The 25400-nt window shown below is 70.8% G+C and carries 22 protein-coding genes and 1 pseudogene; 7 read left to right on the forward strand and 16 right to left on the reverse strand.

Annotated features, from left to right (window positions below; genetic code table 11):
* Positions 1-375 precede the first annotated feature (375 nt).
* The 9 genes from N869_RS04145 to N869_RS04185 all read right to left on the reverse strand — a co-directional run bounded on the left by N869_RS04145 (position 376) and on the right by N869_RS04185 (position 11811).
* Positions 376-720 (reverse strand): hypothetical protein, encoded by a 345-nt coding sequence (locus N869_RS04145; RefSeq protein ID WP_035058274.1) that lies wholly within the window; start codon positions 718-720, stop codon positions 376-378.
* Complete coding sequence (locus N869_RS04150) at positions 717-1301, reverse strand: hypothetical protein (RefSeq protein ID WP_156968337.1); 585 nt, start codon at positions 1299-1301, stop codon at positions 717-719. The genes N869_RS04145 and N869_RS04150 overlap by 4 nt, the downstream gene beginning before the upstream one ends.
* A 17-nt stretch (positions 1302-1318) precedes the next feature.
* Entirely contained in the window at positions 1319-1570 is a 252-nt protein-coding gene (locus N869_RS04155) for a hypothetical protein (RefSeq protein WP_035058278.1), read from the reverse strand.
* Positions 1567-2175 (reverse strand): hypothetical protein, encoded by a 609-nt coding sequence (locus N869_RS04160; RefSeq protein WP_035058280.1) that lies wholly within the window; start codon positions 2173-2175, stop codon positions 1567-1569. Before N869_RS04160 ends, N869_RS04155 begins: the two co-directional genes overlap by 4 nt.
* Positions 2172-2423 (reverse strand): hypothetical protein, encoded by a 252-nt coding sequence (locus N869_RS04165; RefSeq protein WP_035058282.1) that lies wholly within the window; start codon positions 2421-2423, stop codon positions 2172-2174. Before N869_RS04165 ends, N869_RS04160 begins: the two co-directional genes overlap by 4 nt.
* Before the next feature lie 259 nt (positions 2424-2682).
* The gene (locus N869_RS04170) at positions 2683-3129 is read right to left on the reverse strand and encodes a hypothetical protein (protein ID WP_035058284.1); all 447 of its coding nucleotides are present in this window, start codon (positions 3127-3129) and stop codon (positions 2683-2685) included.
* A 341-nt stretch (positions 3130-3470) separates the two neighbouring features.
* Positions 3471-3746, reverse strand: a complete 276-nt coding sequence (locus tag N869_RS04175; protein ID WP_156968338.1) for a hypothetical protein — start codon at positions 3744-3746, stop codon at positions 3471-3473.
* 74 nt (positions 3747-3820) lie between these two features.
* Positions 3821-9103, reverse strand: a complete 5283-nt coding sequence (locus tag N869_RS04180; protein ID WP_156968339.1) for a DUF6531 domain-containing protein — start codon at positions 9101-9103, stop codon at positions 3821-3823.
* A gap of 416 nt (positions 9104-9519) precedes the next feature.
* Positions 9520-11811 carry an exo-beta-d-1,3/1,6-glucosidase gene (locus tag N869_RS04185; RefSeq protein ID WP_035058290.1) on the reverse strand — a complete coding sequence of 764 codons (2292 nt, stop codon included), beginning with the start codon at positions 11809-11811 and terminating at the stop codon, positions 9520-9522.
* Positions 11812-11972: 161 nt separating this feature from the next.
* Here N869_RS04185 and N869_RS04190 point away from each other — a divergent pair, with 161 nt between their 5' ends.
* Entirely contained in the window at positions 11973-13037 is a 1065-nt protein-coding gene (locus tag N869_RS04190) for an ATP-dependent DNA ligase (RefSeq protein WP_035058293.1), read from the forward strand.
* A gap of 7 nt (positions 13038-13044) precedes the next feature.
* Here N869_RS04190 and N869_RS04195 read toward each other — a convergent pair whose 3' ends face one another.
* Positions 13045-13830: an ABC transporter permease gene (locus N869_RS04195; RefSeq protein WP_035058295.1), complete on the reverse strand. Its 786-nt coding sequence runs from the start codon at positions 13828-13830 to the stop codon at positions 13045-13047.
* On the reverse strand, positions 13827-14876 hold the full coding sequence (locus N869_RS04200) for an ABC transporter ATP-binding protein (protein WP_198025957.1): 1050 nt from the start codon (positions 14874-14876) through the stop codon (positions 13827-13829). Before N869_RS04200 ends, N869_RS04195 begins: the two co-directional genes overlap by 4 nt.
* Positions 14877-14938: 62 nt before the next feature.
* On the opposite strand from N869_RS04200, the gene N869_RS17280 reads away from it, so the two are divergent.
* A complete protein-coding gene (locus tag N869_RS17280) occupies positions 14939-15922 on the forward strand; it encodes a helix-turn-helix transcriptional regulator (protein WP_052104958.1) in 984 nt (327 codons plus the stop codon).
* A 70-nt stretch (positions 15923-15992) separates the two neighbouring features.
* Positions 15993-16754, forward strand: a complete 762-nt coding sequence (locus tag N869_RS04210; protein WP_035058297.1) for a phosphotransferase — start codon at positions 15993-15995, stop codon at positions 16752-16754.
* Positions 16755-16838: 84 nt separating this feature from the next.
* Here N869_RS04210 and N869_RS04215 read toward each other — a convergent pair whose 3' ends face one another.
* Positions 16839-17906, reverse strand: a complete 1068-nt coding sequence (locus N869_RS04215) for a GNAT family N-acetyltransferase (RefSeq protein WP_052104959.1) — start codon at positions 17904-17906, stop codon at positions 16839-16841.
* Positions 17907-18079: 173 nt separating this feature from the next.
* On the opposite strand from N869_RS04215, the gene N869_RS04220 reads away from it, so the two are divergent.
* Together N869_RS04220 and N869_RS04225 are read left to right on the forward strand one after the other, a co-directional pair.
* A complete protein-coding gene (locus tag N869_RS04220) occupies positions 18080-18691 on the forward strand; it encodes a hypothetical protein (protein WP_035058300.1) in 612 nt (203 codons plus the stop codon).
* A 78-nt stretch (positions 18692-18769) separates the two neighbouring features.
* Positions 18770-19459, forward strand: a complete 690-nt coding sequence (locus N869_RS04225; RefSeq protein ID WP_156968340.1) for a hypothetical protein — start codon at positions 18770-18772, stop codon at positions 19457-19459.
* Positions 19460-19486: 27 nt separating this feature from the next.
* Here N869_RS04225 and N869_RS04230 read toward each other — a convergent pair whose 3' ends face one another.
* The 4 genes from N869_RS04230 to N869_RS04245 form a co-directional block, all read right to left on the reverse strand.
* Positions 19487-19789, reverse strand: a complete 303-nt coding sequence (locus N869_RS04230) for a sulfurtransferase TusA family protein (protein ID WP_232229602.1) — start codon at positions 19787-19789, stop codon at positions 19487-19489.
* A gap of 51 nt (positions 19790-19840) precedes the next feature.
* Positions 19841-20731: an expansin EXLX1 family cellulose-binding protein gene (locus tag N869_RS04235; protein ID WP_084136407.1), complete on the reverse strand. Its 891-nt coding sequence runs from the start codon at positions 20729-20731 to the stop codon at positions 19841-19843.
* 119 nt (positions 20732-20850) lie between these two features.
* Positions 20851-22899, reverse strand: a complete 2049-nt coding sequence (locus tag N869_RS04240; protein ID WP_035058303.1) for an acyl-CoA dehydrogenase family protein — start codon at positions 22897-22899, stop codon at positions 20851-20853.
* The gene (locus tag N869_RS04245; protein WP_035058304.1) at positions 22896-23603 is read right to left on the reverse strand and encodes a TetR/AcrR family transcriptional regulator; all 708 of its coding nucleotides are present in this window, start codon (positions 23601-23603) and stop codon (positions 22896-22898) included. The genes N869_RS04240 and N869_RS04245 overlap by 4 nt, the downstream gene beginning before the upstream one ends.
* A gap of 149 nt (positions 23604-23752) precedes the next feature.
* On the opposite strand from N869_RS04245, the gene N869_RS04250 reads away from it, so the two are divergent.
* Complete coding sequence (locus N869_RS04250; protein ID WP_035058306.1) at positions 23753-25081, forward strand: acetyl-CoA C-acetyltransferase; 1329 nt, start codon at positions 23753-23755, stop codon at positions 25079-25081.
* Positions 25078-25400: pseudogene (locus N869_RS04255) on the forward strand (3-oxoacyl-ACP reductase); the annotation flags it as partial. The gene N869_RS04250 and the pseudogene N869_RS04255, both read left to right, overlap by 4 nt.

Raw genomic sequence — 25400 nt, forward strand, 5'->3', positions numbered from 1 at the left:
GGACACCGACGCGCCGACCACCCCCAACCCCGGACTACACCCTCGTTCGCGATGAGCCGCCATGGACCGCATTCGCTCTGGCCTCAAGCCCTGCGGTGTTTGCGGCAACACCGTCACCCCCGACGGAGGCAACACTCACCCACGAGCCGACTCCCGGCGCCGAGGGCGGGCCTCGGGTGAACGACGCCACCTTGTCCGGTGATGACGAAAGCGCCGGGGCGTCGTAGACGTAGACGGGCGTGATGTAGGTGGTCCTCGTCATCGCGGCGGCAACCGACGAGGTGTCGACGAGTCCTAGAGTCACCATCACCGTCGCGACGGCTGCAGCGAGCAAGCGCCCCGGCCAGCCACCCCACGCGAGCTGGGACTCTATGCTCAGGCGGACCAAGGATCCACCTGACGAAGTCCCGGCCCGAGCAGGTCACGCAGCTCCGAGCCTGGCTGCCCAGGATCGGGGATCATCTGGACCCCGCTCACCGTGATGAGGCCGCGCACGTCGTCGGGACCACGCTCAAACGCCAGCCCAAGCCAGTCGAGGACGGATCGGCAAGCCTCCGGGTGCGAAGCCCTGTGGGCCACCAGCCAGCGGATGACGTCGGCCAACACAAGGTGCGGAAGCACTTGCCCCTCGTTGTCCTCAAGGTGCTCGTCGAGCACGGGAACCAGTTCCCGGTGAGCATCGACAAGCGCGCCGATCGCGGCGACAGTGCTGCCGCTCATGATCCGCCTCCCAGCACACGCGCCAACTCGTCCGCAAGGCTCTGCGCGACGAGCCGGTCTTGGTATGGCGCGTCCGGGTTCCGGCGCAGCCGGTTGTTCAGGCCCTGAAGCGTCTCCTGGCCCTTGACCGTATGCATACGTCCAGCAGTCGGCACGCCCGTGGCCATCTCAGACCTGATTGCGTCCATGGTCGTACCGGTGCCCACCCGGTTGGGGTTTGTGGTGCCCTTGTAGAGGTTGTCGACGAGGTTCTGAAGCCTCGCGCTCGAGACCTGCGGGGTAGGCAGGACGTTGTCAACGGTGTTTGCGGCAACTACGTCACACGCGGCGGAGACAGGGCTCACCCAGGACGCGGCGCCGGGCCTCGACGGCGACCCCCGCGCGTCCGTCGCCACGGTGTCCGGCGACGACAACAGCGCAGGGCCATCGTAGACGTAGGCGGCGGCGTCGTAGTGGTAGATCGTTGCGGCCGAGGGTTGCGCTAGCGCAACGAGGCTGATCACGACTGCCACAGCCGCGAGGTACGCGGCCCGCAGAGCACCAACAGCGCCGGGTGCGGCCCACGCGACCTTGACCGTCATCGCCGACTTCACTCCGATCACCCGCCGCTGGCCGGATCACCAAGGGTGGCCAGCGCACGCCTGACGACGTCTCGCAGGTCCTTCGCATCGCAGTAGGGTGCGCCCATGCCCGGCGAGTACAGCGATAACACGTAGATCAGTTCGTCGAACCGCTCATCGCCTGGATAGTCGTCGAGGACAACCGCCTCAAGGAGACCAGCCGCCTCGCGCGACTCATCACCCTGAAGCACACGCATCGCGGCCTCGTGGAACCTGACACTCGCGTTCATCGGACCATCACCGTGACGATTTGCTGCCCCGGCCCCGTGCCGCTGACCACAACGAAGTCCTTCCCCTGGCTGACGCGGACCGCGTCAGCCACCGGGTCGTACCGGAGCCCCGTTGGGTTGTCGAGGTTGCCGTCCACGCGCGAGAGCGTCGTCGGTGCGCGCCCGGGTGCGCCGTTGACAATTCGATCGGCCGCGTGAGCGCTGACTGTCCGGCCGCCGGGTGTAGTCGCGTAGCCCTCGCCCAGCTGGCCGAGGAGGTTCCGGGAAGCGACCTGAGGCGAGTACAGGACAGCGTCAGCTGCGCGTGCGGTGTTTGCGGCAACACCGTCGCCCCCGACGGAGGCAGGGCTCACCCATGACGCGGCTTCCGGGCCCGACGGCGAGCCCGGCACGTACGTCGTCCTTGAGCTCTGCGACGACAACGGGGCAGGGGCGTCGTAGTTGTAGACGACCGTGCCGTAGGCATAGGTGGCGCCGTGCTGGATCGCGATCGCGGGCGTGGAAGCGACGACAGCGCTTGCCAGACTCGCGACCATCATCGCGAGTACCGCAACCACGAGGAACGTCCAGAGCGTCCGGCCGGTTCGCCACGACAGATGCCTCACGCCTTCCCCCCGACCACCAGACCGCCCGGCAGCTGAAGCACCCAAGGATCTACGTCGGTGTCTGGAGTCACGATCAAGGTCCCGCTCGAGAACTCAAACGCGACGGCAGGACCGAGCTTCCGCACTCCCTCCCAGGGACAGGCGATCGTCATCGCCCAGCCTTCGCCGAACATGGTCAGGATCGGATCCTGCACCTCCACGCCCTCGACGCGGGCCGGTAGCGCGCCCAGGGGATCGATTCCGGTCATGGTCCCAACTCGATGTGCGTGCGGCTTCGGATGTAGTCAAGCCGGTCAGGCTTGGACAGACCACCGACCGGACCTGCGCACGACCCTCGACACCAGCTCGCCCCCGTAGCCTCGGGCCGTGCATCGTCGACCGGCCCCGCGGCCCACCCGTGGCACAAGTCACCGACCCGACGGAACGGCACAGCACAAGCAGACACTACGCCGATCGAGCAGCCGACGCGCATCGCGACGAGAACGCCGAACACCCGGGAGGGCCAGCTCACTCGGCCGCAATTCCCACGACGAGATCGCCGAAGTCCGGCTCCCCGTGGCCGTCGCTGCACCTGAGGACGATAGTGCCCTCGGGCTCCCGCTCGACCCGCATCCCCGCGTTGCCGAGCCAAGCGTGCATGACGCCGTTGACCTCCCAGCAGTTCCATACCCTCAGGGAGCGGGAGCCTCGCTTCGCCCACCGCACCAGCACGTCGACCCGCGGGGGGCTTGAGTCCTCCCACAGAACTAGGTCCGACTCCTCGACACCGTTGGCCTCGAGCTTCCCACCGCGGGCCTTTAGGCGGACGCCCTGGCGCAGTTCCGATCCCCGGTGCTTGAACTCCACGCCAAGGCGGTTCACGCTCGTCGGCAACTCGTAAATACTGAAGAGCGGTCCGTTCCAGTCGATCTCGCTGGCCTGTTGCTCGGCGAAGATGCTAGAGAGGTCAATCATTTCTCAGTATCCCGGGTGTCGGAACGGATCGACGGCCGCGTGATCCTGCGGCCAGCGGGGCACGACGGTCGTACCGCCGGCTCTGAACGGTACGGGCTCGTGGCTCAACTCCATTGACTCGATGCCGCCCTTGTCAGGATTGTAGCGCTGAGGAGCCCTCCCCGTGCTCATGCGAGCGAGCTGCGCGTCGGTCCACGGCCCGTAGTGCGGGTTCGCCGCCTCGTTCTTCCAGAACCGCGCACGGACCGTGGACCACGACGGCGAGTTGCCTGCACGCGTCGCCGAGTAGATGTCGTCGCCGCGGCTCCAGCCCACCCTCGACGCGGTGTTTGCGGCGACAACTAACCTGCTGCATTGGTCGCCCGATCAGCAAGGAACTCATCGAGAAGGCGCATCAAATCGGCCTTCGCCTCCTGCTGCAGAGTTCTGGGCATCGCATCTATCGTGTTCCGGCCATCCAGTATCGCCTCCCAGGTGCGCGAGGCCACGACCACCGGCCAAGCGAAGCTAGAGGCCCCAGCCGCTGGGCTCGCGGTGGCAACCCACGCGTCGAAGCCGTCGAGCAACTCACCCTCGGTCGCGGCGTCGAAACCAGCGATGAACGAGACCAGTGCCACGTAAGTATCCGAAAGGACGTACATCCGAGGATGCCGTGCGACGGTTTGGAAGAAGGATCGAAAGTCTCGCATCGTCAGAATCCAAAATCGATTGCGTCCCAGTACTCGAACTGAGACTTGAACCTATCGAGAGGCATCCCGTTCGGTCCGGTGAAACTATCGTAGACCCGCCCGTTCCTGACGACAACGTCGTGGTAGGTCCAGTTGCCTGCAGGGTTGTTGGCTGAGGGCCCTAGCACCGACGCACCCGGAGCGTTGGGCTTGATCGTCACGATCTCGCCACCCATCGTGCGTTGGATCTGTTGCGCACACTGAGTGCAGTTGCCTCCTTGCTGCACCGGCCATGAGGGTTGGCCCGCCCGCTGAGCACCTGGGCCATACGTGACGGCCGGCCCCCTTCCTGCACTGGTGTTTGCGGCACCTCCCGCCTTTCCCGGCGCACTGCCCAACCGCCCAGTTCCGCCAGCACGGATACCAAAGCCGATCGTCGCAATTGCGCCCACAATTTCGCCAGAAACATAAGACCCATGATATATCTCGTTGCAGTTGGGGTCGTCCATATAGGGAATCTGGACGCCACCCGGGTCGATCACGAGCGCCAACATCGAGTTAGCGACGGAAATCACACTGTTCGTGAGTCCTGCATCAAACGACGCGACTGCGTTGCTGACGATCCACCCTCCTTGCTCGTCCCTCAATGCGTCCAACCAGGCGAGCCCGAGCGGATCGACGTACTGCAGGGGGTTGCCGTGGGTGTATCCGTAGGGGGAGCGGGTCTGGTCGAGGAGGGGGTCGACGGTGAGGAACTGTGCAGTTGCGGGGTCGTAGTAGCGGTGGCGTAGGTAGATGTAGCCGGTGTGGTCGGTGTACTCTCCCGCGAAGCCGAATCGGGTGATGTCAGCCACGGGAGTCGCCTGCGGGTCGACGGGTGTTCCGAAGGGCGTGTAGTCCGCGTGGGCGAGATTGTCACCTGCGGCATCGGTGACGGTACGGACTGATCCGATGAGGTCTGTGTGCAGGTACTGGATCGTGCCTGTGCTGTCGCGTTGCGCCAACGGCGCGCTGCCGAACCCGTACAGGTAGGTGTGCGTCGCGTCCTGGAGCAGGGTGGGGACCGTGGCGGTGGTGTCCCACACGTAGGTCTCGGTGACCGGGTCGCTGTCTGGTCCTTGGGTTGTGGCGCCGGCGCGCAGTCCGTCGCCGTCGTAGGTGTAGCTCCACACCGTGTTGTCGACGCCGGTGACGTCGGTGAGCCGGTCCGCAGAGTCGTAGGTGAGGGTGCGTGCTGCGGTAGCGGTCGCCTCGGCGGTACGGTTCCCGCGGTCGTCGTACTCGTATGCTGTGGTCCCCCCACTCGCTGACCTGGTGGTGAGTTGGCCCCTGGCGTACGTCAGCCGTGTCCCGTCAGGCAGCGAGGACACCTGTTCCGCGCGTGTGTAGGTCACACGCCCAGCGCCGGTTCCGGTGACCTCGCTCAAGCGTGCCAGGGCGTCCCAGTCATACGACGAGGCCCCTTGAGTGGCCTCGCGGTCGGCGGACTGCTCTGCCAGCAGGCCGGCCTCGTCGTAGTCGTAGGCCAGGGCGAGCAACGCTCCGCCGACGTCGATCGAGGTGCGTCTGCCCGCGGCGTCGTGGCCGTAGCTGGTCTGCACCCCGTTGGGGAAGGTGACCTCCTGGAGCTGGCTGTCCTCGCCATAGGTGAGCTGGTAGGTCTGTCCGGACCAGTCGGTGATCTGGGTGAGCTGGCCTGCGGAGTCGTAGGACCGTTGGACTGTGGTGCCATCGGGGTAGGTGAGCTCGGTGAGCCTGCCCACCGTGTCCCATGCGTACCCCACCTCCCCGGCCGGGGCGGTGGCGGAGGCTAACCGTCCAGCCGCGTCGTAGGTGTAGGACGTGGTGCCTGTGCCGTCGGCCATGGACGTGCGGCGCCCGACCGGGTCGTAGGTCAGCGCCACGTCAGGTGTCGGCCCGTCGTGGGCGATACCCACTGTCCGGCCAGCCTGGTCAAAGGTGTACTCGGTGGTGGTGCCGTCCGGTGCGGTCACCACCGTCATCCGGCCCGCCGCGTCATAGGCGTAGGCGGTCTGACGGTTGAAGGGGTCGGTCCGGGTGGCCCGCCGACCTGCGTCGTCGTAGGTGTACGTCGTCTCGTTACCGTCGGCGTCGGTGTAGGAGGTCAGCTGACCGGCCTGGTCATAGTCCCACCGCAGTGCCGTGTAGTTGGCGCGGGTCAGGTAGACGACGCGGCCCATCGGGTCGTACATGGTCTCCGCCCAGCGACCGGTCGGGTCCTGGACACGGATGGGGCGGTCCGCCATGTCGTAGGTGGTGGTGGAGACCGCGCCCAGCGGATCGGTCACCGACACCTGCCGCCCGGCAGCGTCATACCCGAAGGTCGTGGTCGCCCCGGACGGGGCCGTGAGCTCCACCAGGTTCCCGACCGGGTCGTAGCCCGACGTGGCGGAGCGTCCCAGCGGGTCGATCTGGGTCACCAGGCGCCCCGCGGGGTCGTACTCGAACGACGTCGTGGCACCCAGGTCGTCAGTGACTTCGACGACACGCCCGTTCGCGTCGTAGCTGGTGTGGGCGGTCGCTCCTGCGGAGTCCTCCACCTCCACGACCCGGTCAGCGGCGTCGTGGGTGTACCGCGTCCACATCCCATCCGGCGCGGTCACCTGGACGAGCCGACCGGCGTCGTCGTACTCCTTGGTGGTCACCCCACCCACAGGGTCGGTCACCGTGAGGACGCGACCGGCCCCGTCGTAGGTGTACGACGTGGTCGACCCGGTCGGGTCCGTGGTCCGTACCGGCCGGCGGGCCTCGTCGTAGTCAACTGTGGAGGTCGCCCCGGTCGGGTCGGTGACCGCGACCACGTTGCCCACCGCGTCATGGCTGTAGGTCGTGGTGCGACCCAACGGATCGGTGACGCTCGCAAGCAGGTGCGCCGGCGCCTCGTCCTGCCCGGTGGTGTAGGTGTAGAGCGTGCGGCCCCCGTCGGGGAACCACTCGGCCACCAGAAGCCCGTTGGTGTAGTCGTACCGGGTCTGATTCCACTCCGCGTCCCTCATCGCGACGACGCGGTTCTGGTAGTCGTACTCCCACGTGATCTCACTGCCTACGGGCGACCGGGTGGCGATGAGGCGGTTGCGCTCGTCCCAGATGCGGAAGCTCATCTCACCATGGGCGTCGACCACACCTGCGATGTTGTTGTTCGCGTCATACAGGGTCTCCACGACCGCACCATTGGGGTCGACCTGCCGCACCAGGTTGTTGCCCCGGTACTCATCAACACGCACCGCGCCTGTCGGGTCCGTCACCGTCGCGATCTCCGCTTCGGCATCCCACGCGAACGTCGTCACCTCGCCCAGCTGGTCGACCTGGCTCAGCACCCGGCCGGTCTGGGGGTCATAGGTGTTCTTCGCCCGGACGTTGCCCAACGGGTCCGTCACCTGCGATACCGCGCCTGTGGTCTCGTCATAGTCGAACCTGGTGGTGGCGCCGTCCACGGCGGTGACCGCGACCAGACGCCTGTCGCCCGCGACCTGGGCGTACTCGTAGGTCACCGTCCTGCCATCGAACGAGGTCGCCGATGTGATGCGGCCCTCATCCCAGGTGAAGGTCAGCGTCTGGCCGACCTGGTCGGTCAGGGACCTCAGCTCATCCCCGTCGTAGGTGAGCGTCAGACCATCACCGCGCTCGTCGAACATGTTCTGCAGACGCCCGTCGAGGTCGAACACCATCGCATCGCCAGAGAGGCTCTGCGCCCAGCGCAGGTCCTGATCCGGAACGTCCCCGACCTGAGCGGACACCGCGGCGTCGACAGCGACGTACTCACCGTCAGGCAACGCAGCGAACCGGCTCTGGGTACCCGAACCGTCACGCAGCACCAGGTAACCGTCGTCATCGGGGGCCAACGACGCCCCGTACCCGAAGGACCAGCCCGGACCGAACGGACCTGTCCGCGGGTCCAGGCTGTTGTAGGTGCGGGTCAAGGAGATGCTCTCACCCACACCCGGAATCGCCAGGTCACGGAACTGCTCGGTGAACGCACCGGTCGCCGTATTGATCGGATCAGCAGCCAGAGCCTGATTCATGGTCGAGGTGCCGCCCCAGCACACACATCCGAACGTCTGGCCCAACGTCAACGGCCTGGGCACCGGGAAACCCAGATACTCCACCCTGAGCGACGGGATCTGCGTGTAGGCACCGTAATCATACGGGGAATCGGGGTCGGGCGTCTCCCAGGAGCCGTGCGCCTTCTCGTGGCCGATCGCGAAGCCCGCGACATGGCCCGTCGAACCAAGACCGGACACCGCACGACGCACCGAGTCCGTGACGTCCGAATACCAACCGCTGTACAAGTACCAGGCGACCATCGGCTTCGGCGGACCACAGATCGCCGCAGCAAGGTCAGCCCCCGTACTTCCCGCACTCATGTTCTCGCAGATGTCGTTCACCCGCGGGTAGATGTTCCAGGTGTCTGCTCCCAAAGACGCAGCGACGACCCGGCGACCCTCGAGAGCTGACAGATCAGCTCCCACATAGGTGAGGTAGGACCCCGTCCCCGGGTGATCCGACGGCGTCCCGATCGGGACCCACGGCTCCGATGGCGCCACCAACGGGCACGGCCCGCCCCCGCACGCCGCTTCCCCTACCGGGGCGTAGGCCACCTCCAGGCCCAACCCGTACTCCCACACCTCATCGGTCCACTCGATCGCCTGATCCAGCACGACCGGGAACTCGACCTCATCAAATCCGTCCAGGTTCAAGGACAGGTCGAGGCGGTGGTCCGGGCCCTGGCCTGCGGGGCGCCCCGTTTCCGAGACCACCTCAGCCCCAGGTGCCGGGCCCGACGCCCACGCGCTCGGGGCCGAGATGCGCAGGCCGGTACCGAAAGCGACGTGCCCGTCGAAGGACAGGCCTCCCGCCTCGTCCTCCACGGCCTCGCCCAGGACACCGTCGACATCATCCAGGACGAACTCGAAATCACGTCGAGCATCCGGGCCAGCCAAAGCCACCTGGACCCCCAGCCGCCCGGTGGCAGTGCTGAACGTCAGATCCACGCCCGGGTAGACCTCGGAGTACGTCACGGTCGATCCGGTCTCACCCAGGGTCGGAGCCGAGACGGCGGCGTCCGGCAGCCCAAGGCTCACAGACCCCTCAAGGGTCTCGATGGTCACCAGTGCCGAAGCAGACGTGCCGAACCGGACCGGATTGACCAGACCGGGAGCCTCGAACGGGTACTCACCACTGCCTGCCTCGATCGTCGCGTCGACCTCCACCCAACCGTCCTCGCCCAACCGGAAGGCCGGTTGAGCGAAGATCTCGGTGGTCGTGGTCTCCCCATCACTGGACACCCGAACTGACGGCGTCCACGACTCAGTGACAGGAAGCTCAACCGCCTCGCGCTGCTCCCCGCCCAACTCCGCATCGGAGTCCGAGCCGTCGGTCGCATCCTGCGCGACCGACGCGTCGGGGGCTGCAGCAGAGGCCGGAAGAGGTAGACCCCCGCCCAGCAGCAGAGCGACAAGTGCCGCCCCAGCGGTGAACCGACCGGACCTGCGCACGACCCTCGACACCAGCTCGCCCCCGTAGCCTCGGGGCGTGCATCGTCGACCGCCCCCGCGATCGACCGCCCCCGCGGCCCAACCGTGGCACAGTCACAGACCCGACGGAACTTCCCAGCACAAGATCACCCGATCGGACCAGTCCGCTACCTCCGGGGCTTCCCGCGCTCAGCTGGTGTGAGCCTCGGCCCGCCAGCGCATCCCGGTCAGCCCGTGACCGCGAAGGCGGCGCGCAGCTGGTCCTGCGTGCGGGAGGACCGTCCGACGCGGAGCTCGAAGTCCCCGGGTTCGACGGCCCGCACCCCCGAGGCGTCCACGACGGTGCACTCGGCCACCGGGACCGTGACCCGCACCCGACGCTCCTCCCCCGGGGCCAGGTCGACGTGGACGAAGGCCTTGAGCTCCTGGTCCGTCCAGCTGACCGACGTCACGAGGTCGCTCACGTAGGCCTGGACGGTCTCGCGGGCCGGCCGTGCGCCGGTGTTGACCACCGTGACCTCGGCCTCGAGCACGTCACCCGGGCTGAGGTCGGGCGTCAGGACGCGCAGGTCCCGGTACTCGACCGTCGTGTACGACAGGCCCTCACCGAACGCGAAGGCCGGTCGCTGGGTCAGGTCGGCGTACCGGTCGCCGTGCTGGCCGCGCACCTGGTTGTAGTAGGTAGGTTGCTGGCCCACGTGCCGCGCGAACGAGACCGGGAGCCGGCCCGAGGGCTCGACCATGCCCAGCAGGACCTCAGCCACCGCGCGCCCACCCTGCATGCCGGGGTTCGCGACCCACAGCAGCCCGGCGGCGTCCAGGGCTGAGGGCGGCAGGACGAGCGGCTTGGAGGCGAGCAGCACCACGACCACCGGTGTGCCGGTCTCGGCGAGGGCGTCGAGCAGGGCGACCTGGCCGCCCAGCAGTTCCAGGGTCGCCGTCGAGCGTCCCTCGCCCACGACCTCGATGCGGTCCCCGACGACGGCCACCACGTAGTCGGCGTCGCGTGCCGCCGCGACGGCGCGCTCGATCGCGTCGGCGTCCACCGGAGCCGGGGCGACGACGGGCGGGCGCGGCTGCCCGTCGGGGAAGCGCTCACCGTCCGGGTGGGGTTCGAGGGTGAGGATCTGCGCCCCCTGCTCGTGGGTGACCGACCAGTCGGCAGGCACGTGCGCACGCAACCCGTCGAGCACCGTGGTGATCATCGAGCGTGGGTGGCCGTCGGTGATCCACCCGGCCTGACCGGAGCTGCCGGCCCAGTCCCCCAGCTGGGTCTGCGCGTCGTCGGCGAGCGGTCCGACGACCGCCACCCGTGCGGCCCGGCCACCCGGGCCGGCCTGGGCGCGACCCCCGGCGTCGGCCCCGAACCCACCGGCGAACGGGAGCACACCGTCGTTCCGGAGCAGCACCACAGACCGTCGGGCGACGTCGAGGTTGAGGTCGCCGTGGCTGCCCACCACCGCCTCGATGCGCTCCGGCGAGGGCCGGCGCGGGTCCTCGAACAAGCCGAGCTCGACCTTGAGCGTCAGGATGCGACGCACCGCCGGGTCGAACGCGTCCTCACCGAGCATGCCGCGCTCGACTGCCTCCAACGCGCCCTCGTAGAAGCCCGGCGTCGTCATGATCATGTCGTTGCCCGCGCGCACGGCCGCCGCCGCGGCATGGGCGTAGTCGGGCTGCACCCGCTGCTCCCAGACCATGCGACCGACGTTGTCCCAGTCGGTGACCAGGGTGCCGGTGTACCTCCACTCCCCGCGCAGCACGTCGTTGAGCAACCAGTCGTTGACGGTGATCGGCACCCCGTCCATCGACTGGTAGCCGAGCATGAATGTGCGGCAGCCCTCCCGCGCGACCCGCTCGAACGGGGGCAGGAACCAGGCGCGCAGCTTGCGTCGGCTGATGTCGGCCTCGGACGCGTCGCGTCCACCCTGCGTCTCGGAGTACCCGGCGAAGTGCTTGGCGCTGGCGAGGACGGCAGTCGGGTCACCCAGCCCCCGACCCTGGTACCCGCGCACCATGGCCGAGGCCAGCTCGCCGATCAGGTGCGGGTCCTCGCCGAACGTCTCGTTCACCCGCCCCCACCGCAGGTCACGGCTGATGCACAGCACGGGCGAGAACGTCCAGTGGATCCCCGTCGCCGCGGCCTCCACGGCAGTGGCCCGCGCCACCTGCTCGAGCAGGTCCGCGTCCCACGTGGCCGCCATGCCGAGCTGGGTGGGGAAGATCGTCGCGCCCTCGAAGAAGGAGTGCCCGTGGATGCAGTCCTCGGCGATCAGCAGCGGGACACCCAGGCGGGTGCGTGCGGTGAGCTCGTGGGCCCGGCGCACCCGCTCGGGGGACGTGTGCAGCACCGACCCGACGTTCCGCCCCAGGACGTGGTCGTCCAGGTCGTCGCGCGCGTCGAGCTGGAGCATCTGGCCGACCTTCTCGGCCAGGGTCATGCGCCCGAGCAGGTCCTCGACCCGTTCGGCGACGCCGAGGGTCCGGTCCCGGTACGGCAACGGTGCGGTGGTGGTCATCGGGGTCCCTCCGTCGTGGTGGTCGTCCCGGCAGTCGCGGGCGTCGCCTGCTGCCCGGTGGTCTGGACGGCGGTCACGGGGTCGTTGGCGTCCAAGCCCCCTCATCATGGCGCGCGGCCCGTGGGCGTGCGTGCCCGCCCACGGGCGAACACACTGGGGCGATGGACCTGCCGGTGATGCCGCCCGTGGACCCGATGCTGGCGCGCGCGGTGCCGACCATCCCACCGGGGCACCACTACGAGCCCAAGTGGGACGGGTTCCGGGCGATCGTGTTCCGCGACGGGGACGAGGTGCAGATCGGCAGCCGGTCCGCCAAGCCCTTCACCAGGTACTTCCCCGAGGTGGTGACCGCGGCGCTGCGCGAGCTGCCGGACCGGTGCGTGGTGGACGGGGAGCTGGTGATCGCCGACCCGTCGACCACCGGCCTGGACTTCGAGGCCCTGCTGGCGCGCATCCACCCCGCCGACTCCAGGGTGCAGCAGCTGGCGCGCGAGACCCCGGCCGTCCTGGTCGCGTTCGACGTCCTGGCCCTGGGCGACGACGACCTCACCGGACGCCCGCTGACCGAGCGCCGGGCCGTCCTCCAGGACGCCGTGGGCGGTGGTGGGCCCGGGGTGTACGTCACCCGGGGCACCACGGACCTGGACGAGGCGACCGAGTGGTTCGAGGTGTTCGAGGGGGCGGGCCTGGACGGCGTGGTCGCCAAGCGGCCCGACCTCACCTACCAACCCGGCAAACGGGCCATGAGCAAGATCAAGCACGAGCGGACCGTGGACTGCGTGGTCGCCGGGTACCGCACCCACAAGTCGGACGACCAGGCCGTGGGGTCCCTGCTCCTGGGCCTGCACGACGACGACGGCCGGTTGGCGTCCGTGGGTGTGGCCAGCGCGTTCTCCATGGCCCGCCGACGGGAGCTGTGGGCCGAGCTGCAGCCCCTGGTCACCGACGCCGCGGACCACCCGTGGACCGAGCAGGCCCAGGCCACCGGCACCCGCACGCCCCGCGAGGCCCAGGCGAGCCGCTGGAACTCCGGCAAGGACCTGTCCTTCGTGCCCCTGCGGCCCGAGCGGGTCGTGGAGGTCCGCTACGACCACATGGAAGGGGCCCGGTTCCGGCACACCGCCCAGTTCTCGCGCTGGCGACCGGACCGGGACCCCTCCACCTGCACCTACGCCCAGCTGGACCGACCCGTCCGCTACGACCTGGCCGAGGTGCTCTCCGGCTGACAGCGGCTCAGACGCTGCGGCGCATCATCCTGACCCCGACGACCAGCCCGAGGGTCGCCACACCGACCGCCGCCAGGGCGCCCTGCCACACGGTGGGGTCGGTGAGCAGCCCGTTGAAGAGGGCACGTTCGGCCCCCACCAGGTAGGTGAGCGGGTTGACCGAGGACAGGACCTGCAACCAGCGCGGGGCGGACTCCAGGGGCAGGAGCATCCCGGACAGGATCATCAGCGGGAAGAGCAGCCCCTGCTGCACCGCCCAGAACATCCAGTCACGGTTGCGGGAGGCGATCCCGAGGGAGTAGCTCAGGGCACCGAGCCCGATGCCGAACACCGCCAGGAGCACCAGGCCGAGGGCCATCCCGGGAGGGTGCGGGCGGAACCCGAACACGGCCGCGACCCCGGTCAGGACCACGGCCTGCACGCTCAGCGGGACCATCTCCTTGAGCGCGCGGCCGATCATCAGCGCCGACCGCGAGACCGGTGTGACGAGCATCCGCTCGTGGGAGCCCGACTGCATCTCGGCCAGCAGGTTCGACCCGGCCATCGCCGTCCCGAACAGGGTGCTCATCACGATGATGCCGGGGACGAACCACTGCAGCTGGTCCCCCAACGGTGCGCCCGTCATCCCGGCGAGCAAGGGGGTGAAGAACGCGAGGAACACCAGGGGCTGCAGGAGCGAGAACACCACGCTGAACGGGTCGCGGAGCACCGGCCAGAGCTCACGGACCAGGACGGCGCGGGTGTCGCGCAGCACGGCGGACGGGCGGGTGCTGGGGGCGTCGGGGCTGGTCACGGGGTGACTCCGGGGACGGTGGTGGGTGCGGGCTGGTCGGGGCCGGTGGGTTCGGTGGGCTCCTCGCGGAGGCTGCGGCCCGTGAGCCCCAGGAACACGTCGTCCAGGCTGGGCCGGCGGACCTCGGCGGCGAGCACCTGCTGCCCGCGTCCGGCGAGGTGGGCGAGGAGCGCGGGCAGTGCCCGGTCACCGCGGTCCAGGGTCACCGAGTACCGGACGGCCGCCACGTCGGTGTCGGGCGCCGACCCGTGCTCGACGGTGGCGTCCCGACCCTGGGCCGCGGCACGCAGCGCGTCGACGACCGTGGGGTGGTCGGGGTCGACGACGGTGACGGTGAGACGGTCACCGGCGAGGTCGGACTTGAGGCGCGCGGCGGTGTCGTCTGCGATGATCCGTCCCCCGTCGACGACCATGACGCGCTCGGCGAACTGGTCGGCCTCCTCCAGGTAGTGGGTGGTCAGGAACAGGGTGATGCCGAGGCGTTCGCGCAGGCCCAGCAGGTGATCCCACAGCTGTGACCGGGACTGGGGGTCCAGCCCGGTGGACGGCTCGTCGAGGAACAGCAGGCGTGGTGCGGGGACCAGACCGAGGGCGATGTCCACACGTCGGCGCTGACCCCCGGACAGGTTCATGGTGGGCCGGTCGACCACCCCACCCAGGTCCAGGGCGTCGATCAGCTCGTCCGCGCGGCGACGTCGCTCGGCCCGTCCCAGGCCGTAGAACGCGCCCTGGGACACGAGCTCGTCGCGCACCCGGTAGTACTGACCGGCGCCGTTCTTCTGCCCGATGTACCCGATGGCGGACCGCACCGCCCCGGGCTCGGTGGTGACGTCGTGCCCGCACACCGTGGCCGTGCCGGCCGTCGGTCGCAGGAGCGTGGTGAGCATGCGCAAGGAGGTGGACTTCCCTGCGCCGTTGGGGCCGAGGAAGGCCGTGAGGGAGCCGGCCTCGACGTCCATGGTGAGGTCGGCCACCGCGGTCACGGTCCCACCCCCCGGTCCACGGAACGTCTTGGACAGCCCGCGTGAGCTGATGATCGGTGTCATGGCGCCGACGCTAGGAGCCGTTGCGGCCACATCCTGACCGCATACGGACGTAGGTTCGGGGCATGGCTGATCCCACCGCCCGTGCGTTGAGGTTGCTGTCGTTCCTGCAGGCCCACCGCTCCTGGAGCGGCCGCGAGCTCAGCGACCGGCTCGGCGTCAGCGCACGCACCCTGCGCCGCGACGTCGACCGCCTGCGTGAGCTCGGGTACGACGTCACGGCCAGCCCGGGCACCGACGGCGGGTACCGCCTGCAGGACGGTGGACGCCTGCCCCCGCTGCTCCTGGAGGACGAGGAGGCCGTGGCGATCGCGGTCGCCCTGCGGGTCGCGGCGGTGGCCCTGGGTGAGCAGACCGCGCTCAGTGCCCTGGTGAAGCTCGAGCAGATGCTCGCCCCGCACCTGCGTCGACGGGTCTCGGCGCTGCAGGAGCACGCCGTCCCCGCCGGGGGTCGTGGCCTCCACGTCGACGCCGACACCGTGGCCGAGCTGGCCCTGGCGTGCCGTGACCGCGAGCGCGTGCGGTTCGGGTACGTCTCGGCCCTGGAGGTCCAGACCTCGCGGCACGTGGAGCCGCACACCCTGGTGTCGTTCCAGGGGCGCTGGTACCTGGTGTGCTGGGACGTGGACCGGGCCGACTGGCGGACGTTCCGGGCGGACCGCATGTCGGGTCTGCTGCGCACCGGTGTGCGGGTGCCGGCGCGGGACCTACCGGTGGCGGACCCGACCGAGATGGTGATGGCGACGGACACCGACTCCTCGCACCCGTTGGAGGCGGTGGTGCACCTGGGGGTGCCGTTGGCGGAGGCCCGCCGGGTGTTCGGGGTGTGGGCCACGGGCGCGTCGGCGAACGCCGAGGGCGGCACGGACTGGCCGATCGGCGGGTCGACGGTCGCGGACCTGGTGTACGCCACGGCGTGGATCCCCCCGGAGATCCCGTGGTCACTCACGGCAGCGCCGGAGGTCCGGGAGGTGCTGGCCGTCCTGGGGCACCGTCTGGCCGCGGCGTCGGGCGGAGGTGCCGAAACCCACGGCCCGACTCAGCCATAGCGTTCGTCCTGGCCCACGCACGGGCGCGACACCACTGGACCCGGGACGCCATGGTCGTGAGGATCGGGGTGTGGCGGTCGAGGAGGTCCCTCTCACGGGCGGGAACGTGACCGGTGGTGTCGTGCGGGTCGGTCGGACCGTGCGTCGGCCGGCGGGCCCGCAGACACCTGCCGTGCACGCGGTGCTGACGCACCTGCAGGAGGTGGGGTTCGCGCACGCACCGCGCAGCCACGGGATCGACGAGCGGGGGCGGCACGTCCTGGACTTCGTCCCGGGCGTGATGGCCCACCCGACGGGGCCTGGCGTCCCGCCGGTGGATGCCGGTGCGGTGGGTCGTCTGCTGCGGGACCTGCACGACGCGCTCCAGGGGTGGGTGCCACCCGCAGACGCGGTGTGGGCGTGCCCCATCCCCACCGACGGGCAGGACCTCGTGGTCCACAACGACGTGGCCCCGTGGAACCTGGTGGTGGCGGCCGACCGGTTGGTGCTCATCGACTGGGACGGGTGCGCACCGGGCACCCGCACGTGGGACCTGGCGTACGCCGCGCACGGCGTCGTCCCCCTGGAACCGGCCACCGGGTGGGGGGACGTGGTCGGCCGGTTGCGTGGCCTGGCCGACGGGTACGGGTTGGACGAGGCCGGTCGCCACCGGTTGGTCGACACCCTGCCCGCGCGGACGTGGTCCATGCACGCCCTGCTGCAGGAGGGGCACCGCACCGGCACCCAGCCGTGGGCGCGCCTGTGGGACGAGGGCCACGGGCTGATCTGGCGCCGGGACGCGACGTGGACCGAGGAGCACCAGGAGCGGTTGCGGGCGGCGCTGCTCACCTGACAGACCGGTCCGCAGACCGGCGCGACCCGCAGTCTGGCCCGCCATGCGGCCCACTCCTTGCTGGACCGAGCCGGAGTCCCGCCGTCACCCGTCGACGGGGACGTCCAGGTGCCACGACTCGGTCACGTAGGAGGTCGTGAACCCGAGGGAGGTGTACAGGTCGACCGCACCGGTGGGTGAGTCCGCGTCGACCTCGAGGCCCACACGGTCCCGCCCGCGGGTGGCGGCGTCGGTGATCGCGGTGTGCAGGAGGGTGGTGGCCACGCCCCGGCCGCGGGCGGTGCGCAGGACTCCCAGGTACTCCAGGTACGAGCCGTCCGGCTGGCCGTCCCGACCCGGGTTGACCGCCCCGACGAGCGCCCCCGCGGGCCGGACCGCGTCGCCCTCGGCGAGCTCGGCGATCCACCAGTGGTCCCACCGGTGGCCGGGGTCCTCGCGCAGGCGGGTGAGGAACTCCTCGAGCGTCTCCTCACGGTGGTTGAAGTGGTCGGTGAACGCCTCCTCGAGCACATCGTGCACCGTCGTGAGGTCGTGGGGCTCGGGCATGCCGTCGGTGGCGCGGCGCACCCGACGGACCCGCACCTGCGGGTGAGGTGCGGGGAACGCCCCCTCGAGGGCGTCGGCGGGTGTCACGGGTCTGCTCATCTGCAGCCACGTGCGCGCGTGGGTCAGGCCGGCCGACCGGTACCACCGGCCCTGCCGCTCGTCACCCGCGTACCGGCCGGTGTCGAGCTGGGTGGTCGCCACACCGCGCGCCCGGCCCAGGACCTGCGCGTCCGCCACGGCCCAGTCCAGCAGCGTCGCGGCCAGGGGGTCGGCCACCTCGTCGGGAAGCCCAGGGTCGAGGACGAGGGCGAGGACGGCCCTGCCCGCGGCCCGGTCGTGCATGGTCGCCCACGCCCGAACGGCCCCGTCGGCGTCACGGACGACCAGGTGGTGACGGAACGGGCCCTCAGGTACGGCCACGACGGCCTCGACCTGCTCGAGGAGTGTCGCCGCGCTGCCGTGGGCGACCTGCTCGTGCGCGGTCAGCAGTACATGCAGCGGGGCGGCGTCGCCGGGCTCCGCGGGAGCCACCGTCCACCCGTCGGGCAGACGTGAGGGGTCCAGGGGGGCGGCCAGGGGTGTGGGCACGCTGTGATCGAGGGGCATCGGATCATCCTCTCGCGGCCGACCCCCAGGGCTCGAACGGCGACCGGCCCGGCGGACAGCCCGGCCCCGTCGCTCCCGTGACACTGGCGGTCGCGGTGAAGGCCTGGCATCGTTCAGTCATGGATATGACAACGGGCACGACTCAGTCAGCGTCACGCAAAGTGCGCAGGTCGATGGCGACGCCCGTCGTCCTCACGATCGCCCTGGCGCTGACCGGCTGCACGGGCGACGAACCAGGCTCGGCGGCGACCGACGACGCCAGGGCCCCGGACGACCAGGTCTCGCGCCAGCTCGACGCAGCCCGCCAGCAGGGCGCCAGCGAGGAGCAGCTGCAGATCATCGAGAGTGGCGAGGTCACGTTCGACGCCTACGAGGCCGCCGTGCTGCGGACCATCGAGTGCCTGCAGGACGAGGGCTTCGACGTCGACGGACCGGAGGTCGTCGAGCTCAGCGGCTTCCCCGAGGTCACGTACACCTACCCGGTCTGGACCGAGGGTCGCACCGATGAGGAGGCCGGGCAGGTCGCGCGAGCGTGCGAGGACGAGCACTCGTCCGCGGTCCAGGGCCTGTACCGGAACTCACCCGAGGCGCAGCAGGCCCAGGCCGCACTCGTCGCCGAGCACCGGCCCGCCGTCGTGACGTGCCTGCAGGACCAAGGGGTGGAGGCGACCGGCGACGAGGAGCTCGACGCGCTCGACACCCTCGTCGCGCAGGGCGAAGAGGCCACAGGGACGAACTGCTACCTGGAGCAGGGGATCTTCAGGGTCGCGGTTCTCACTCCTTGAGCACCTGAAGCGTTTCGGTAATACCGGGACATAGCACCCACTGGCTCGGGACACCGGCGGTCTGCCATGGTGGCCGCCATGACCCGTCTCACCACGACCGCCCGCCCCCGCCGCAGCGCACGCACCGTCGCGTCGTTGACCTTCGTCGCCGCTCTGGCGCTGGCAGGGTGCGGAGGTGAGGACGCGGCCGAGCCCGACACCAACGACACCGACGCCGACGCCGACGTCGCGCAGGAGACCGACGACCAGCCCGCCGAGGCCAGCGGCTGGGAGTCCGCCGTCGCGGAGGCCATGGAGCGGGCCCGTGAGGACGGCGCGGACGACGAGCAGCTGGAGATCCTCGAACGCGGCGAGGTCACGTTCGAGGAGTACGAGGCGGCCGTCGGACGCACCATCGCCTGCCTGCGCGAGGAAGGCATCGAGGTCGTCGACGACGAGGTCGTGGACCTGCGCGGGTTCCCGGAGATCTACTACTCCTACGCCGACGCCACCGACGGGCGCAGCGACGAGGAGACCGACGAGATCTCCCAGGCGTGCCTGCGTCGCCACTCCCTGCACGTGGAGTCGCTGTACCGGACCTCACCCCAGGCCGAGGCGGCCCAGGACGAGCAGTTCGCGCCCCGACGCGACGCCGTGCTGGAGTGCCTGCGGGACAACGGGGTGACCATCGAGGGCGACGTCTCCCGGCAGGAGCTCGAGAGCATCAGCGCCGGCTCGATGTCCGAGACGGGCGTCAACTGCCTCGAGGAGGCAGAGGCCGGCGACTGAGGCCGGGCCCACCGAAGCGGTACCGGTTCAGCGCACGTGCCAGGGGCGTTCGGGATCGGTGGGACGGGCCGTGGCGCACACCTGCACGGCGTAGGTGGCCCGGTCCCCACCGGTCACCGGGCCCAGGTACCGGTGACCGGTCATCTCGCACCACACCGGCAGGTCGATGGGCGCGACGGGGTCCGTGGTCGTCAGGTGCACGACCTCCCCCGCACCCAGCCCCGCGACCACGTCGCGCAGCAGCACCAGCAGGCGCGCGCACCCCAGGTCGCCCCCGTCCAGGTGGTGGGTGCCGTCCGGGGTGCGGGTGAGCATCGCCTCCTGCGCCATGAGGCCCGAGGCTACGGGATCCACCACACCCACGGCGGGCGTCAGGCCCGTTCAGCCGTTGGAGGAGCCGGTGGCGAGGTAGGTCTGGTTCACGAGCACCCGGAGCCCGGACAGCCACAACCAGGCCCATGGCCGGTCCACGCGCCCGGCGTCCTCGGCCGGGGTGCTGGAGCGCTCGCTCGCGCGGGAGGCGGCCGTGGGGCTCGGTTGGGGTTCCGGTGCAGCCTCGGACGACCCGCCCGCAGAACCCGTCCCGCCCAGGCGCACACCGGTGGGCTGCGTCACCTCAGGGCGCAACGCCACCCCGTCGATGACCGCTGATGCGCCGTGGACGTCGGTGACCCGCAACGTGAACGGGCCGGGGCCCGCGCCGTCGGCCCGTTCCCAGAAGTTGTAGGGCTGACGTTCCAGCGCGACCCACCGCCCGGACTGGTCCTGGACCTCGACCGACGCCAGCGGCGTGCCGTGGTTCATGACCAGCACCGAGAACCACCACTGGGACGACCCCTCCTTGAGTCGCACGGCGATCGGGTCCGTCGGGCGGGCGTCGCGGGCCGTGGAGTAGGTGACGTCCACGACACCGGCCTGCAGGTCGGCGATCTGCGAGAACGCCGCACGGCTCAGGTCCACGTGGCCGGGGCCGCACTCCGGGCACCGGTCCACCACCAGGACGCGGACCGAACCGCGCGGGCCCTGCACGTCCAGGTGCGCGCCGCACCCCCCGGCCGCCGCGTAGTCACGGTCGCCGAGGGCCACGTACAGGTCACCGAACGACCCCGGCGGGAACGAGCAGTTGCCCAGCCCCCCTGCGAGGTCGTAGTGCGTGGCCTTGCCCCGCACCGTCTCACCGGCGTCCGGCACACCCGGTGCGGGCGCCGCCACCGTCATGGCCAGCACCGCGGCGAGTGCCCCCGCCCACGCGCCTGTGGTCCTGCTGCGCATCCGTCCCCCAGATCGTCCCCGCACCCGACGGGCGCCGATGACCGCTTTGTCCGGTTGCCACCCTACTGCTGCAGGTCCCGGCGCGGGCAGGTTCGCCGACGAGGGCTCCCGGGCGCGGGTCAGCGGCCGGCGGACTTCTCCGGGACGGGGTCCTGACCGCTGGCCCGCAACCGCCGGTAGTGGTCCCGCGCCTCGTCCTGGCGACGCTCCTCGGACCCGTCGGCGATCGAGGCGCGCACGTGCTCCGGGGCGTACCCGAACGCGTCGACCAGGTCCTGGGCGTGCGGACGCAACCGGGTCAGGAGGCGGTCCACGTAGGAGGTCACGGTCCGGGCCCTGCCGCCGGACAGCCGGCCACGGATCAGGTACCAGGCCAGGTTCCGTTCGATGACCGTCAACCCGAACACGTCCCGCAACCACGTCAGGACGGTCCGGGTGCCCTCGTCCTCCACGGTCGCCAGGCCCGCGGTGAACGCCTCCCACAGCAGCAGGTCGGCGTGCGCCCGGGCGCACTCGATGAGCGCGTGCTGGTGGGTGTTCAGCAGCTCGGCGGCCTCCTCACGCGGGGCCTTCATCGCCGGTCGCAGGGCCTGCGCGACCTCGGCGACCATCGTCTCGACCCGGTCGGTGAGCAGCTCGCGCTGGGTCTCGGTGTCACGCAGGTGCCCCGCCGAGCGGCGCACGTCCCCACCGTCGGCCAACGTCTGGACCACCCGCAGCAGCGGGGTGCGGTGCAGCGCGGCGTCCGCGGCCCGCTCGGCGACGTACCGGGCGACCGCACCGGCGTCCAGGTCGGCGAACTCCTTCGCGTGATCGGCCAGCAGCCGCTTGGCGACCAGCTGCAGCAGCACCGTGTTGTCGCCCTCGAACGTCGCGTACACGTCCAGGTCCGCCCGCAGGCCCACGATGCGGTTCTCGGCCAGGAACCCGGCCCCGCCGCACGCCTCACGGCACGTCTGCAACGTGTCCAGGGCGTGCCACGTGGTCGTGGACTTCAGGGCCGCGGCGATCGTCTCCAGGTCCTGACGGTCGGTGTCGGTGTCGGCGCGACCCGAGAACACGGCGTCGAACTGGCGCAGCATCCGCTCGTGGGCGAAGGTCGCCGCGTACGTCTGGGCCAGGCGCGGCAGCAGGCGTCGCTGGTGCTCGGCGTAGTCCAGCAGCAGGACCTCGTCCTGCGTCCCGCCCCGGAACTGGCGCCGCTGGTTGCCGTACGTGACGGCCACGACCAGACCGAGCTTGGCGGCGTTCAACGACGCCCCGTGCAACGAGACCCGCCCCTGGACCAGCGTCCCCAGCATGGTGAAGAACCGGCGCCCAGGGCTCGCGACCGGCGAGCTGTACGTCCCGTCCGCGGCGACCGCCCCGTACCGGTTCAGCAGGTCCCGGCGCGGGACGCGGACGTGCGTGAAGTGCAGGCGCCCGTTGTCGATGCCGTTCAGGCCGCCCTTCAGCCCGTCGTCCTCACCCCCCACACCCGGCAGGAACTCCCCCGTGCCCTCGTCGCGGATCGGCACGTAGAAGGCGTGCACCCCGTGGTTGACGCCCCCGGTCACCAGCTGGGCGAACACCACGGCCGCCGTGCCGTGCAGGGCGGCGTTGCCGAGGTAGTCCTTCCATGCGGCCCGGAACGGGGTGTGGAGGTCGAACTCCTCGGTGGCGGGGTCGTAGGTGGCGGTGGTGCCGATGCTCGCCACGTCCGAGCCGTGCCCGGTCTCCGTCATCGCGAACGCACCGGGGACGTCCACGCTCATGGCCCCCGGGAGCAGACGCTCGTGGTGGTCCTCGGTGCCCAGGTGCAGGATCGCCGAGGCGAACAGACCCCACTGGACACCGGCCTTGATCTGCAGGGACGGGTCGGCGACCAGCACCTCCTCGAACCGGGCCAGGCTGCCCCCGTGGTCGTCGGCGCCACCCAGCGCGGTCGGGAACGCCCGCAGGACGTCGCCCTCCTGGGCGAGGAGCCGCAGCTGGGCCAGGACCGTCTCGCGGTGCTCGGCCATGGTCTGGCCCTCGACCCGGTGCAGCCGCTCGTCCTTCAGCAAGGCGCGGACCTCCCGCCGGGCGTCGGCCCACCGGCCCAGGAGCACCCCCTCCAGGGCCGGCACGTCGATCCGTGGCTCGGCGTCGGTGCGGGTGGCGCGCGGCTTGTCGCTCAGGACGGTCATGGCTGCTCCTCGTCGTCGAGGCTCGGTGGGGTGGTGCGGTCACGGCGGGTGAACGAGCTGACGGGGCCCGCCCACAACCAGGTGGTGAGGCGTTCGGCCAGCTCGGTACGGGTGGGGGCGTCGGGTTCGTCGTGGTGGTCCAGCCACCAGTCGCCCGCGCCGCGGACGAAGCCCACGGCGCCCGCCGCCCACACCTCGGCGCCCATGGGGTGCGCGGGGCCGGTGCCCAGGACGCGGGCCACGGGTTCGGCGATCAGCCCGGCGACCGCGTCCAGGAAGTGCCCCAGCGGGACCGAGGCGTCCTGCGACACGGGGCTGGTGACGAAGTGGTAGACGTGCGGGGAGTGCTCCACCATCCCCAGGTAGACGTCGATCATGGAGCGCAGGGCGTCGCGGGGCGTCCCCGCCGCGCGCACCGCACGGTCGAGCTCGTCGTGCATCTGCGCCACGACCAGCTCACCCACCGCCCGCTGCAGGCCCGCCTTGTCGGTGAAGTAGCGGTAGACGATCGACTTGGACGTGCCGGCGGTCGCGGCGATCTCGTCCATGGAGACCTCGGGGCCGTGACGGTGCACGGCCTTGCGGGCGGCGCGGGCCAGGTCCGTGCGTCGCCGGTTGCGGTGCGCGTCCCACCGGGCCGAGCGCCCGTCGGGCGTCGGGACGGCATCCTGGTCCGGCTCCGTCGCCGGTGTGACCTGACTCACGAAACTGACGGTATCAGGTACTGTGGGTGTCAGGCACTACCACCGACGGGGTGAAGGCCCCTGGGACCCAGGTCCCGCTGGCCTCCCCGATCCCCTGGGGGAGACCATCGGTGGACACCCGCATCAACGACGACGCGAGAGGACCCGCCATGGCCGCACCCCGCACACCCCGACCCGGCGACACCCAGGACGGCCCACCACGGCGCGCCGTCGTCGTCGGAGGCAACCGCATCCCCTTCGCCCGTGCCGGGGGCCCCTACGTGCGGGCCACCAACCAGGACATGCTCACCGCCGCCATGGACGGACTGGTCGCCCGGTACGGGCTCGCCGGGCAGCGCGTCGGCGAGGTCGCCGCCGGTGCGGTGCTCAAGCACTCCAAGGACTTCAACCTCACCCGTGAAGCCGTCCTCGGCTCCGCCCTGTCGCCCGAGACCCCCGCCTACGACGTGCAGCAGGCCTGCGCCACCGGCATGGAGAGCGTCGTCGGGCTCAGCAACAAGATCCGCCTGGGCCAGATCGACTCCGCGATCGCCGGTGGGGTCGACTCCACCTCGGACGCGCCCATCGCCGTCGGCGACGAGCTGCGCACCATCCTGCTGGACCTGTCCCGCGCCCGCACCGTCCAGCAACGGCTCAAGGCCGTCAGCCGCATCCGCCCCCAGCACCTGGCACCTGCCGCGCCCACCACCGGCGAGCCCCGCACCGGCCTGTCCATGGGCGAGCACCAGGCACTCACCACCGCCGCGATGGGCATCACCCGCGAGGCGCAGGACGAGCTCGCCGCCGCCAGCCACCACAACCTGGCCGCCGCCTACGACGCCGGGTTCTTCGACGACCTCATGACCCCCTACCGGCGCCTGACCCGCGACGCGAACCTGCGCCCGGACACCTCCGTCGACAAGCTCGCCGGCCTCAAGCCCGTCTTCGGCACGCACCTGTCCACCCCCGCCACCATGACCGCCGGGAACTCCACCCCGTTGTCCGACGGCGCCTCGACCGTGCTGCTCGCCAGCGACGAGTGGGCCGCCGAACGGGGCCTGCCCGTCCTGGCCACCCTCGTCGACGCCGAGGCCGGGGCGGTGGACTTCGTCCACGGGCGCGACGGGCTCCTCATGGCCGGCGCCCACGCCGTCCCCCGCCTGCTGACCCGCAACGGCCTGACCCTGCAGGACTTCGACTTCTACGAGATCCACGAGGCGTTCGCCGCCACCGTCCTGTGCAACCTCGCCGCATGGGAGGACGAGGACTACTGCCGCGACCGGCTCGGCCTGGACGGCGCCCTGGGGTCGGTCGACCGCTCCCGGCTGAACGTCCACGGCTCGTCCCTGGCCGCGGGCCACCCGTTCGCCGCCACCGGGGGGCGCATCGTCGCGACCCTCGCCAAGCTCCTCGCCCAGAAGGGCCCCGGCAGCCGGGGCCTGATCTCCGTGTGCGCTGCCGGTGGGCAGGGCGTCGTCGCGATCCTGGAGGCAGCATGACCGACACGTACACGAACCTCGTGAACTCGGGGTTCACCAAGACCCTCGCCAAGCGGCTGGGCCTGCCCCGCCCCGCCGTCCTGCGCCGTCACCGGCCCGGCGCACCCCTGGTGCCCGGCCCCGTGCTCGTGGTCAACGACGACGCGTCCGGTCCCGACGCCGACGCCCTCGCCGAGCAGCTGCTCGGGTGGGACCTGGACGTCCACCGCCACGCCGGGCACGAGACCCGGTTCGGTGCCGTCGTCGTGGTCCTCACCGAGGCGGCCGACCCGCAGGCCCTCGGCGAGCCGCTGCTCACCGCAGGGTCGGTGCTGCGCGG

The sequence above is a fragment of the Cellulomonas bogoriensis 69B4 = DSM 16987 genome (genome assembly GCF_000767165.1).
GTDB lineage: Bacteria > Actinomycetota > Actinomycetes > Actinomycetales > Cellulomonadaceae > Actinotalea > Actinotalea bogoriensis.